The organism is Pseudomonas sp. RIT-PI-S (assembly GCF_025642975.1).
Lineage (GTDB): Bacteria > Pseudomonadota > Gammaproteobacteria > Pseudomonadales > Pseudomonadaceae > Aquipseudomonas.
Window position 1 is genome coordinate 94,888 of record NZ_JANZKJ010000018.1, and the last position, 10,603, is coordinate 105,490.

The window sequence follows — 10,603 nt, forward strand, 5'->3', positions numbered from 1 at the left end:
AGGGCCCGCGAACTCGCTAACCCCTGAAAATTAACTGCGCCGCTCGACGATATACCGTGCCAGTTCGCGCAGCGGTTCGGCGCTGGCGCTGAACGGCCGTAGCGCGTGCAGGGCCTGGTCGCGTAGCTCCTCGGCGTAGGCCTTGGCCGCTTCGAGCCCCAGCAGCGCCGGGTAGGTAGGCTTGTCGCGGGCGATGTCGGCGCCTTGGCGTTTGCCAAGGGTGGCGGTATCGCTTTCCACGTCGAGAATGTCGTCCTGCACTTGGAACGCCAGGCCTACGGCGCGCGCGTAGGTTTTCAGTGCCTTGAGGTCGTCCGGGCGAGCGCGCTCGCTGGCGAGGGCACCCAGCACCACGCTGGCTTCGATCAACGCGCCGGTCTTGTGCCGATGCATCTGTTCCAGCGCGGCCTGGTCCAGCTTCATGCCTACCGAGCCGAGGTCGATCGCCTGGCCGCCCACCATGCCGGCCGCGCCCGCGCCCTGAGCGAGGGCGCGGACCATCTGCAGCCGGGTGCTGTCGCCCAACTGGCCAAGCGTGGCATCGCTCAAGGCGCTGAAGGCCAGCGCCTGCAAGCCGTCCCCGGCCAGGATCGCGCAGGCTTCGTCGAAGGCTTTATGGGTAGTGGGTTGGCCACGGCGCAGGTCGTCGTCGTCCATGGCCGGCAGGTCATCGTGGACCAGCGAATAGGCATGGATCAGCTCCACCGCGCAGGCCGCGCCGTCCGCATTGGCGAGGTCGCCGCCGAGGGCCTCGCAGGCGCCATACACCAGCAGCGGGCGTATTCGCTTGCCGCCGTTCATGACGCTGTAGCGCATGGCTTCGTAGAGCCTGGCCAGTTCATCGAGCTGCGGGCGCAACAGCTGTTGCAAGGCGGTGTCGACACGTGCCTGGCAGCGGCCCTGGTAACTTGCGATCATTCGGTTTCGTCCACGTCCAGCGGGGCTTCCACCAGTTCGCCGTCACGCTCCAGCAGCTGCTGGACCTTCACTTCCGCCGCGGCGAGGGCATCCTGGCAGTCGCGGGTCAGGCGAATTCCTTGCTCGAACGCGGTGAGCGAATCCTCCAGGCTCAACTGGCCATTTTCCAGGCGCTCGACCAGCGTTTGCAGGTCCGTGAGGGACTGCTCGAAGTCCAGAGCGGTTTTCTTTCGGGCCATGGTGGCACTCTCGGCAGGCTTGATTAACCGCGCGACGTTAGCAGAGCCCGGCAAGGGGGGCAAACCGGCGCGGCACACGGGCTCAGTTCTTGATGATGGAGATGCTGCCGTTACGTTCCAGGATGGCATAGCGGATGTCTTCCATGCGCTCCACGCCCTGGTTGGTGCGTGCGGTTTCCATGATGTCATCCTCGGTCAAACGCGCCTTCTGCAGCCGCCGGGACAGTGGCCGGCCATTTTCCACAAGGATGATCGCGCCATCGTCGAGCAGTTTGGAAAGGCTATCGAAGCGCTCCTTGGCCATGGAAAAGCCGATGTCCATGGCGAACAGCGTGGCGATCACCAGCACCGCGTTAGTAAAGGAGAAGTCATCGCCGAGCAGGGCTTGCTGGGTGGCTTCGCCGATGATCAGCAGCAGCACGAAGTCGAAGGTAGTCAGGTCCACCAGCGACCGCCGGCCGGCGATCTTGAACAGGATGATCAGCGCGATATACATCGCGCCTGCGCGCAGGGCGGCGTCCATGGAAGGCTCCGGAGGTCAGGGGTAGATGAACTTCGGCACCGCAACACGGGCACCGGTGGAAAGGGCGATTTCGCTGCGATACATCCAGGCGCCGTTGCTGCGCAGGGTCAGGTAGAGGATCGCCTCGCCGTTGTTGTCGGCCCGCAACGGGATCACCAGGTCCCTGCCTTGGCTATGGGCTGGGCCGCTTTCTGGTTGTAGCGCCTCGATGGCCATGCCTTCGAGCAGGCGCGCGCCCAGCACAACCTGCAAGGGTTCGCCGGGATGGCCCTTGGCCGTAATTGTCATGGTTTCTTCCGCGCCGTTGCGGCTGAAGCGCTCGTATTCCACCCGCAGAGCGCCATCGTCGCTCGCGACCGTTACCGAGGACAGCGGCCCTTTGGAAAACAGCCCGAGCAGGGTCAGCGCCACGATCAGCATCAGCACGTACCAGCCGGCGCGCTCTACCCGCCACGCCCAGCGCTCCCGGGTCATGTCCTCCTTGACCGGGTAGGTGCGGTTGTCGAAGTCGTCTTGCTGGTCCATGCCCGCCAGGCCTCAATGGGTTTGGCTATTGGAGGCAGGTGCGAGTAAAGCGTTCCGCTGTAGCACCGCGACCGCTCGTCCGATCCCGCGGCAACGCCCTGAACGATCTTCGGCCACAGGCGCCGACAGTATTAACGGGCGACAGGGGTCGCCTGGGCTTTCGGGCAATGCGGAGTACTACCATGGACTCATTACTTTCCGGGCTGATCGGCTTCGTTATCTTGGTGGCAGACATCTGGGCAATCGTCAGCGTATGGCGCAGCGACAAAGCCTCTGGCACTAAGGTGGGCTGGACAGTGCTGATATTCATCCTGCCAGTGGTAGGGCTGGTGATCTGGGGCATTCTCGGCCCACGCGGCATGCACCCCGGCCCCAGCTCGCCCACGCACAGCAAGGGCTGATTACAAGTCGGCCGCCAGCGCCGCGCCGTTTTCGAAGGCGCTGGTTATCTCGTCGATCACTGCCCGGACCCGGGCGCTGTGGCGCAGGTCGCCATGGGTGACCAGCCATAAGTCGTAGCCGGGTTGGGCAGTGCGCTCTGGCCACAAGCGAATCAACCCCGCTTGTTCGGCCGGAATTACCGGCAATTCACCCAAGCCCATCCCCAGGACAACGCACCTGCGCACCAGCAGGCTGGAGTTCACTGCCGCCACCAGTTGGCCGTTATCGATCGATTCGCCCACCAAGGTGCCTCCGCCTGGCCGCTCCAGGTAGGGCTGATACATCACGATCTGGTGGCCGGCGAAGCGCGTGCCGGGTTCCGGCATGCCCTGGCGCTGGAGGTAGCCTTCGGATGCGAAAAGCCCCACCGGCCAGGTGATGAGCCGCCGGGCGATCAGGTCCGGGTTGTCTGGCTTCACATTGCGGATGGCGATGTCTGTTTCCCTTTGGCTCAGGCTCACGATGCGGGTAGATGCATCCAACCGCACCTGCAGGCCGGGATGACGGCGCGCGAGCCTGGCCATGACAGGAATCATCAGGTCCATGGCCACGGTTTCGGTGCAAGCGATGCGTACCAACCCTTGCAGGCGCTCATCCTGGCCCTGGACCTGCCGCTCCAGCGCCAGCGCCGCTTGTTCCATGGCCTGCGCCGCCTCCAGCGCTACCTCTCCGGAGCGGGTGAGCCGGTAACCCTTGGAAGTGCGCAGGAACAGGGTAGTGCCCAACGCCTGTTCCAGTGCCGCCAGGCGCCGGCCTACCGTCGCCTGATCTACCCGCAGGGCCCGGGCGGCGGCGCGCAAGGTGCCGTTGCGGCTAAGGGCAAGCAGCACGCGGGTATCATCCCAGTTCATCGGGGGCAGTACCCCGAACGGGCAAAACCGGAAAAGGCGGTTGGCATGGCAGGGGCTCGAGCGGCGGTGCGGTCGAGATTACGGGCTATGCCCAAGCGCGCCAAGTAGCGTGCAACAAAGCCGGCACAGGCATTCCACCCAGGCACACCCGTGCAAGCCTTGCCCGTTGCCAAGGGCGATGCTGGCAGCCAAACACCCCTTGGAGCCCGCTCGCATGTCTTTATTCTCCCTTCAGCGTTACCGCCCGCTCGGCCTGCTGGCCTTGGCCGTGGCCAGCCTTGCCCAGGCGCAACCGGTGGCCCAGGTCAAAACCCAGGTACCGGGTTATTTTCGCCTTGCCGTGGGCGACTATGAGGTCACCGCCTTGTTCGATGGCTACAACGACTTGTCCCCGGACCTGCTGCAAGGGCTGAGCAAGGACGCTATCCGCGCGTTGCTGACCCGCCAGCATGTGGACCCCGCGCGCATGCGCACCCACTTCAATACCTTTTTGGTCAACACCGGCAGCCATCTGATCTTGGTGGACACCGGGGCAGGGCAGTGCATCGGGGAGACTGCCGGCAGCCTGGTTGGCAACCTGCGCGCCGCTGGCTACGAGCCCGAGCAAGTGGACACCATCCTGCTCACCCATTTGCACCTGGACCACGTGTGCGGGCTGGTGGATGGCCAAGGCGCAGCGCTGTTCAACCAAGCCAAGGTATACGTGGAGCAGGCCGAAGCCGATTACTGGCTCAGCAGCGCCAACATGGCCAAGGCCCCAGCTGCAGCGCGGGAGCTGTTCGAGATCGCGCAACGTTCGGTGGCGCCTTACAAGGCCGCGGGGCGCCTGCAAACCTTCGTGCCGCCGGCGGCGCCGGTGCCCGAAGTGCAAACCCAGCTGGAAGCGGGCCATACCCCGGGCAGCACCACCTATCGGTTCACCTCCGCGGGCCACTCCATCGTGTTCATCGGCGACCTGGTGCATAGCCTGGCAGTGCAGTTCGAGCACCCCGAGGTGGGTATCCATTTCGACAGCAACAGCCCCCAGGCGATCGCAACGCGCCGGGCTGTATTCGGCGGGCTGGCGGACGGCGACGCCTGGGTGGGAGCGGCGCACCTGCCGTTCCCTGGGTTGGGCCATATCAGCCGCCACGGCAAGGTGTTCGAATGGGTGCCGGCGCTTTACGGCCCGTACCAACCGGCCGCCCAGGTGCCGCTCTTGAAGTGATCCGCATAGGGCCTACGCCTGGGCTTTGTCAGGCGCGCCGGCTCGTCGGGCCCTGGCGCTTGGCAGGTAAGCCGCCACCTCTTGGGCCAGCCAGGCGAGCACCAGCACCGCGCTGGCAATGGCGAACAACAGGCCATAACGCCCGCCGCTGGCAGTGAAGATGATCGAGTAGGCGATCCCCGATAGCGCCTGGAAAGTAGCGAAGCTCACCGTCGCGCGGCTCCAGGCAACCTGCTGTTGGGCAGGCGTGGCGCACAGCTCATGCACCCGAGCCAGCGCCAGCGGCACGATGCCCGGCGGGAACGAGCCGATCACCACCGCGACCACGGCCAGCAGCCAAAAGGCCCCGGCCAGTGGCAGTGTGGCCACCGCCAGCGCCTGCACGATCAGCGCCACGCGGATCGCCGGGCGGGCACCCAGATGGTCCGCCAGAACGCCATACACCATCGGGCCCAGAATGGCGCCCATGCCATACAACACCCACACCAGCGCTGCCTCGTGGCTGCCAGCACCCAGCCCGCGGGCGACGTAATCCACCAAGAACACCATCGCCGGCACCAGCCCGGCCGCCATCAGAGCGTATTGGCCGAACAACAGGCGTAGCCCGGGGGCCAAGGGTACCCGCTTGTGGCTGGCTGCAGCCTCGCGGTGTGGCGCCGGCCAGCCGAACCAGCTGACGGCGGTGAGCAGCAATGCCAACACCCCCAGCCCCAGCCAGGTGTCGCGCAGGCCGAACTGCAGCAGCGTCGGCACCAAGGTGCCGGAGGCGGCGATACCCAGGCCGGCGCCCACGAAAATCGCGCCGCTGGCCAACCCCCGCCGGGCCGCTGGCACATGAGGCAGTACCGTGGCGGCTACCAACACCATGACCGCACCGCCGGCGATGCCTGAGAGCAGCCGCCAGGCGAAGAACCAGGCGGTGGATAGCGGCCAGGCACAAGCGAAGAACGACAGCGTGACGGCCACCAGCATCAAGCGCAGTACTGCTGTGTTGGACAGGCGCCGGGCCAATGGATGGCCCAGCAGCGCACCGAGCAGGTAACCGGCAAGGTTAGCGGCACCGAGGTAGACCACCTGGGCTTCGGCGAACCAATGCGCCTGGATCAGCGGCGGAATCAGTGGGGTGTAGGCGAAGCGCGCCAGGCCGATGCTGACCAGGCTGGCGCACAGGCCTGCGAAGATTGCCAGCCAGGGGGTGGTGGCGGGCGGAGAATGCGCGTTGGGGGTGTGCATGTTCGGCTCCTTGAAAGGGCGGCGCCAGGGGTCACTGGCCCGGTCGCTCTATCTTAGGCGCCGATGGGAAGGGGTTCGCGCAGCGATTTCTCGCGCCAGGGCTGCAGAAATGCAGCACGCATAAGACGCCAGGTGATGGCAGCCGCGCAGCCTGCAAAAGGGCCACCGCTGGCTTCGCGGCGACCTTTTGCGAGCTGCGCTGGCTCCCAGAACTTCAGCGGGAGGTCAGGGTGGTGTAGCTGTTCATCAGGTTGCGGTAGTTAGGCAGGCGCTCGGACAACAAATGGCCCAAGCCTTCGATGTCGTTGCGCCAGTCGCGTTGCAGTTCGCAGGCAACCGAGAACCAGTTCAGCAATTGCGCGCCCGCGGCGCTCATCCGCGCCCAGGCCGCTTGCTGAACGGTTTCGTTGAAGGTGCCGGACGAGTCCGTGACCACGAACACGTCGAAGCCTTCAGCGATGGCCGAGAGCGTAGGGAAGGCCACGCATACGTCGGTAACCACGCCGGCGATGATCAGCTGCTTGCGGCCAGTCGCTTTCACAGCCTTGACGAAGTCTTCGTTGTCCCACGCGTTGATCTGGCCGGGACGAGCGATGTACGGCGCGTCTGGGAAGGCTTCTTTGAGTTCGGGCACTAACGGCCCGTTGGGGCCTTGTTCGAAGCTGGTGGTCAGGATCGTCGGCAGGTTGAAGAACTTGGCGATGTCCGCCAGGGCCAGCACGTTGTTCTTGAATTCGTTCGGGGAGAAGTCCTGCACCAGCGAGATCAGCCCGGTCTGGTGGTCCACCAGCAGGACCACGGCGTCGTCTTTGTTCAGGCGGTTGTAGGGAACGGTCATGGTATGGCTCCTTGGGGTAGAAGTAAGGCGCGCAGGCGCCGTTTAGAACGCGAAACACGAGCAGCCGAATGCCCCCCAGAACTCCTGGAAGCGGCTGACAGGTACGTTGGATAGCCGTGCCCGGTCGTGGCTATGGGCATGCACCGCACAGGCGCCGCGGCACTGATGCACGGCCATGGCGGCTGGGGTGGGGCGGTAATGCCCCGGCACCAGCGCCACCGGCGACCACTCCGGTAGCACAGGGATCGCCGGAGGTGACAGCTCGCGGAAATCGCCGTCGGCATACACCACCTTGCCGCCCACGACCGTGAGTACTGACTCGATCCACTTGATGGCTTCGGCCTCGACGCTGAAGAAATCCGCCGAGAGCACGGCCAGGTCCGCCAGCTGGCCGACCTTGATCTGGCCCTTCTTGCCCTGCTCGGAGGAGAACCACGCGCTGCCGTGGGTGAACAGCTCCAGCGCGGTGGCGCGCGGCAGGCCTTCGGGGTACAGCTCCAAGCCGCCGACCGTGCGGCCGCTGACCATCCAGTAAAGGGAAGTCCAAGGGTTATAGCTCGACACCCGGGTGGCGTCGGTGCCGGCCCCAACGGGCACGCCTTCGGCCAACATGCGCTGGATCGGCGGCGTGGCCTCGGCCGCTGAGGCGCCGTAGCGTTCCACGAAATATTCACCCTGGAAGGCCATGCGGTCCTGGATGGCGATACCGCCGCCCAGTGCCCGCACCCGCTCGATGTTCTGCGGGGTGATGGTTTCGGCATGGTCGAAGAACCATGGCAGGCCGTTGAAGGGGATGTCCCGGTTGACCTTCTCGAACACATCGAGCATGCGCGAGATGGACTCGTTATAGGTTGCGTGCAGGCGGAAGGGCCAACGGTGTTCCACCAGGTGGCGCACCACCGGCTCAAGTTCCTGCTCCATGGTTTGCGGCAGGTCCGGGCGGGGTTCCAGGAAGTCCTCGAAGTCTGCCGCAGAGAACACCAGCATCTCACCGGCGCCGTTGTGCCGCAGGAAATCGTCGCCCTGGTGCAGCTTCACGCTGCCGGTCCAGTTCTTGAAGTCGGTCAGTTCTTCCTTGGGTTTTTGCGTGAACAGGTTGTAGGCGATGCGCAGGGTAAGTTGCTGCTCACGCGCCAGCGCTTCGATGACCGCGTAGTCATCTGGGTAATTCTGGAAGCCACCGCCGGCATCGATGCAACTGGTGAGCCCCAGGCGGTTGAGCTCGCGCATGAACTGGCGGGTGGAGTTCACTTGGTGCTCGAGCGGCAGCTTCGGGCCTTTGGCCAGGGTCGCGTAGAGAATCATCGCGTTCGGCCGGGCAATCAGCATGCCCGTCGGCTCCCCGCGGCTGTCGCGTACGATCTCGCCCCCAGGCGGGTTGGGGGTGTCGCGGGTGTAGCCCACCACCCTCAAGGCGGCGCGGTTGAGCAGCGCGCGGTCATACAGGTGCAGCACGAAAACCGGGGTGTCAGGCGCGGCCTTGTTCAGCTCTTCCAAGGTTGGCATGCGCCGCTCGGCGAACTGGAATTCGTTCCAGCCGCCCACCACCCGTACCCATTGTGGCGAAGGGGTGCGTTCGGCCTGTGCCTTGAGCATGCGCAGGGCGTCGGCCAACGACGGCACACCTTCCCAGCGCAGCTCCAGGTTGTAGTTAAGCCCGCCGCGGATCAGGTGCAGGTGGGAGTCGTTCAGGCCAGGGATGACCGTGTGGCCCTTGAGGTCGATGATCTGGGTGGTGTCGCCGCGTTGCGCCAGCACCTCTGCTTCATCGCCAACGGCGACGAACTTGCCGCCGCTGATCGCAACGGCGCTGGCCATGGGCTTTTGCCTGTCGACGGTATGGAAGCGGCCGTTGAGAAGAATCAGTTCTGCGGACATGGGCGTTCCTTTCGAGCAGTTCAGTAGTAACCGCAGCGGCCTTGGCGATGCCGGCGGGGGCGGGCCATGGCCGTACTGGGGGGAGTTGCAGTCATATTCAGCTGGCCTGGCGGCGGTGGCTTGCATCGGTGTGCTTGTTTTGCAACGGCCCGGCGCTTAAGGCCAATTACCCCTTGAGGTGTTACCCCCAAGGGTAATGGCCAATTTGCCGTGGGCCGGCAACCGGCGCCTGGGCGGCGGCCTCGGCCTGACGCCAGTTCAGCGGCGTGCAGCCGGCCAGCCGGCTGAAGGTGCGGGTGAAATGGGACTGATCGGCAAAGCCGCATTCCTCACCGATCTGAGCGATCGGTAGCGGGCTCGCAGCCAGCAGTTGCTTGGCACGGTCCACCCGCGCGGAGAGCAGCCAGTCTCGCGGGGAAACGCCAGTGTTTTTCTTGAAGGCGCGGGAGAAGTGGCTGCGCGAGAGGGCGCAGGCCTGGGCGACCTTGGCGATCGAGAGTTGCCCAGCGATGCCTTGGGCCATCATCTCCTTGGCCCGGCGCTCCTGCCATGGGGCCAGGGCGACCTTGGCGGGCGGGCATGCCGCTGGCGCGGCATAGCGCGACAGCAGATGCGAACACAGCTTCAGGCCACTGCGGTACACGGCTTGAGGCGCGGCGCTTTCTTGCGCGGCGAGGGCTTCGCGTAGCGACTCGATCAGGCGGTAAGACACTGCATCGAGGGTTGGAATCGACGGCTGAGTGAATGCGTTCATGCCCGGGCTCCTTGGCTAAGTAGTGACCGGGTCAGTGTGGCAAGGGTGCGCCAGCAAGTACTTTAGAGAACCTTAAACAGGCGCGCAGGCGCACTGGTCTGTGGGGCACTCGCTGGGGCGCCGCAGGCAGGGCCCGGCGGCTACTTCAAGGTAGGTTTGGAAGGGAAAGGCCGCGAAGGGTCAGGGCTTGCCTTGCATGGCAGCTTCTATGGCGTTGAGCAATGTTTCGCCGGTAAAGGGCTTGGCCAGAAAACAGGCAGCGCCTTCAGCCAGGGAGCGGGTGTCGGCGCCGTTGCCGTTGGCGGAGATGCACACCACTGGCAGCTTCTTGCCCCGGGCGCGCAGCTGTTGTTGCACCTGGTGGCCCGACAAACCCGGCATGCATAGGTCGAGCACCACGCAGGCCGCGGTATCGATTGCCGGCGAAGCAAGGAAGGCTTCGCCGCTGTCGAAGCAAATGGGCTGATAACCTGCGGATTTGAGCAGGTTGGCCAGGCTTTTTCGCACGGAAAAATCGTCGTCGACGACGCACACCACATGCATGGGCAGGGCTCTTGGCGGCAGGAGATACGGCGTTGGTAGCTCCCCTAGCCGCAAGATGCTCAGGTGAGCTCAAGCCCGGCCAGGTCGGGGACCATGCCGAGCATTGTGCATAGGTTCACCAGCTCGACCAACGTGCGAGCGCGCATTTTGGCCATTACGTGCTTTTTATGCACCTTCACCGTGACCTCGCGAGTGCCGAGCAGGGCCGCCACCTGCTTGCTCTGCCGCCCTTGGATGAGCAGGTCCAGCACTTCGCGCTCGCGCGTGGTCAAGGCCGCCAGCCGCTGTGCGATCTGCGCTTGCCGCTGGCGCTGGGCATACGCCTGGCCGGCTTGCTCGATCGCGTCGCGCACCACCTCCAACAGCAGTTCGTCATTGAACGGCTTGGTCAGAAACTCTTTGGCACCGGCTTTCATCGCCTTTACCGACATGGCGATGGTGCCGTAACCGGTCATGAAAATGATTGGCAGGTGAACACCGCGCCTGGCCAGTGCCTCTTGAACGTCGAAGCCTGTGCCTTGGCGCAGGTTGACGTCCAGCAGCAGGCACCCGGGCCGCTCGGCGCACACCTGCTCGAGAAAGCTGGCGGCATCGGCATAGCCAGCGGCATCCAGGCCCTCGGCGCGCAGCAGGCGGGTCATGGCCGCGCGCAC

At 65.1% G+C, this 10,603-nt stretch carries 13 protein-coding genes; 2 read left to right on the forward strand and 11 right to left on the reverse strand.

What is annotated here, in order from left to right; genetic code table 11:
- Positions 1-30 precede the first annotated feature (30 nt).
- The 4 genes from ispA to OGL93_RS20385 all read right to left on the reverse strand — a co-directional run bounded on the left by ispA (position 31) and on the right by OGL93_RS20385 (position 2,205).
- Positions 31-918 carry a (2E,6E)-farnesyl diphosphate synthase gene (gene ispA, locus OGL93_RS20370; protein ID WP_263264753.1) on the reverse strand — a complete coding sequence of 296 codons (888 nt, stop codon included), beginning with the start codon at positions 916-918 and terminating at the stop codon, positions 31-33.
- Positions 915-1,157 carry an exodeoxyribonuclease VII small subunit gene (locus tag OGL93_RS20375; protein WP_263264754.1) on the reverse strand — a complete coding sequence of 81 codons (243 nt, stop codon included), beginning with the start codon at positions 1,155-1,157 and terminating at the stop codon, positions 915-917. The genes ispA and OGL93_RS20375 overlap by 4 nt, the downstream gene beginning before the upstream one ends.
- An 82-nt stretch (positions 1,158-1,239) precedes the next feature.
- The gene (locus tag OGL93_RS20380; protein ID WP_263264755.1) at positions 1,240-1,680 is read right to left on the reverse strand and encodes a YetF domain-containing protein; all 441 of its coding nucleotides are present in this window, start codon (positions 1,678-1,680) and stop codon (positions 1,240-1,242) included.
- Positions 1,681-1,695: 15 nt separating this feature from the next.
- Complete coding sequence (locus OGL93_RS20385) at positions 1,696-2,205, reverse strand: hypothetical protein (protein WP_263264756.1); 510 nt, start codon at positions 2,203-2,205, stop codon at positions 1,696-1,698.
- Positions 2,206-2,387: 182 nt separating this feature from the next.
- Here OGL93_RS20385 and OGL93_RS20390 point away from each other — a divergent pair, with 182 nt between their 5' ends.
- Entirely contained in the window at positions 2,388-2,606 is a 219-nt protein-coding gene (locus tag OGL93_RS20390; RefSeq protein ID WP_263264757.1) for a PLD nuclease N-terminal domain-containing protein, read from the forward strand.
- Here the strand turns inward: OGL93_RS20390 and OGL93_RS20395 are convergent, their stop codons facing one another.
- Entirely contained in the window at positions 2,607-3,497 is an 891-nt protein-coding gene (locus OGL93_RS20395; RefSeq protein ID WP_263264758.1) for a LysR family transcriptional regulator, read from the reverse strand.
- A gap of 214 nt (positions 3,498-3,711) precedes the next feature.
- Between OGL93_RS20395 and OGL93_RS20400 the strand changes: the two genes are divergently transcribed.
- Positions 3,712-4,704, forward strand: coding sequence for an MBL fold metallo-hydrolase (locus OGL93_RS20400; RefSeq protein ID WP_263264759.1), 993 nt, complete (start codon positions 3,712-3,714; stop codon positions 4,702-4,704).
- Positions 4,705-4,716: 12 nt separating this feature from the next.
- Here the strand turns inward: OGL93_RS20400 and OGL93_RS20405 are convergent, their stop codons facing one another.
- The 6 genes from OGL93_RS20405 to OGL93_RS20430 all read right to left on the reverse strand — a co-directional run.
- Positions 4,717-5,937, reverse strand: coding sequence for an MFS transporter (locus tag OGL93_RS20405; RefSeq protein ID WP_263264760.1), 1,221 nt, complete (start codon positions 5,935-5,937; stop codon positions 4,717-4,719).
- A gap of 214 nt (positions 5,938-6,151) precedes the next feature.
- The gene (gene ycaC / locus OGL93_RS20410) at positions 6,152-6,775 is read right to left on the reverse strand and encodes an isochorismate family cysteine hydrolase YcaC (protein ID WP_263264761.1); all 624 of its coding nucleotides are present in this window, start codon (positions 6,773-6,775) and stop codon (positions 6,152-6,154) included.
- Between the two features lie 42 nt (positions 6,776-6,817).
- A complete protein-coding gene (locus OGL93_RS20415) occupies positions 6,818-8,653 on the reverse strand; it encodes an amidohydrolase (protein ID WP_263264762.1) in 1,836 nt (611 codons plus the stop codon).
- 181 nt (positions 8,654-8,834) lie between these two features.
- On the reverse strand, positions 8,835-9,407 hold the full coding sequence (locus tag OGL93_RS20420) for an AraC family transcriptional regulator (RefSeq protein WP_263264763.1): 573 nt from the start codon (positions 9,405-9,407) through the stop codon (positions 8,835-8,837).
- Positions 9,408-9,587: 180 nt separating this feature from the next.
- Entirely contained in the window at positions 9,588-9,950 is a 363-nt protein-coding gene (locus OGL93_RS20425; RefSeq protein WP_263264764.1) for a response regulator, read from the reverse strand.
- A gap of 59 nt (positions 9,951-10,009) precedes the next feature.
- Positions 10,010-10,603 (reverse strand): response regulator (locus tag OGL93_RS20430; RefSeq protein WP_263264765.1); only part of this gene is annotated, 594 nt, incomplete at its 5' end.

What these genes read in the sequence shown, in the direction of transcription:
- ispA (WP_263264753.1), bottom strand. Translation starts at nt 918, where the DNA reads ATGATCGCAAGTTACCAGGGCCGCTGCCAGGCACGTGTCGACACCGCC.
- OGL93_RS20375 (WP_263264754.1), bottom strand. Translation starts at nt 1,157, where the DNA reads ATGGCCCGAAAGAAAACCGCTCTGGACTTCGAGCAGTCCCTCACGGAC.
- OGL93_RS20380 (WP_263264755.1), bottom strand. Translation starts at nt 1,680, where the DNA reads ATGGACGCCGCCCTGCGCGCAGGCGCGATGTATATCGCGCTGATCATC.
- OGL93_RS20385 (WP_263264756.1), bottom strand. Translation starts at nt 2,205, where the DNA reads ATGGACCAGCAAGACGACTTCGACAACCGCACCTACCCGGTCAAGGAG.
- OGL93_RS20390 (WP_263264757.1), top strand. Translation starts at nt 2,388, where the DNA reads ATGGACTCATTACTTTCCGGGCTGATCGGCTTCGTTATCTTGGTGGCA.
- OGL93_RS20395 (WP_263264758.1), bottom strand. Translation starts at nt 3,497, where the DNA reads ATGAACTGGGATGATACCCGCGTGCTGCTTGCCCTTAGCCGCAACGGC.
- OGL93_RS20400 (WP_263264759.1), top strand. Translation starts at nt 3,712, where the DNA reads ATGTCTTTATTCTCCCTTCAGCGTTACCGCCCGCTCGGCCTGCTGGCC.
- OGL93_RS20405 (WP_263264760.1), bottom strand. Translation starts at nt 5,937, where the DNA reads ATGCACACCCCCAACGCGCATTCTCCGCCCGCCACCACCCCCTGGCTG.
- ycaC (WP_263264761.1), bottom strand. Translation starts at nt 6,775, where the DNA reads ATGACCGTTCCCTACAACCGCCTGAACAAAGACGACGCCGTGGTCCTG.
- OGL93_RS20415 (WP_263264762.1), bottom strand. Translation starts at nt 8,653, where the DNA reads ATGTCCGCAGAACTGATTCTTCTCAACGGCCGCTTCCATACCGTCGAC.
- OGL93_RS20420 (WP_263264763.1), bottom strand. Translation starts at nt 9,407, where the DNA reads ATGAACGCATTCACTCAGCCGTCGATTCCAACCCTCGATGCAGTGTCT.
- OGL93_RS20425 (WP_263264764.1), bottom strand. Translation starts at nt 9,950, where the DNA reads ATGCATGTGGTGTGCGTCGTCGACGACGATTTTTCCGTGCGAAAAAGC.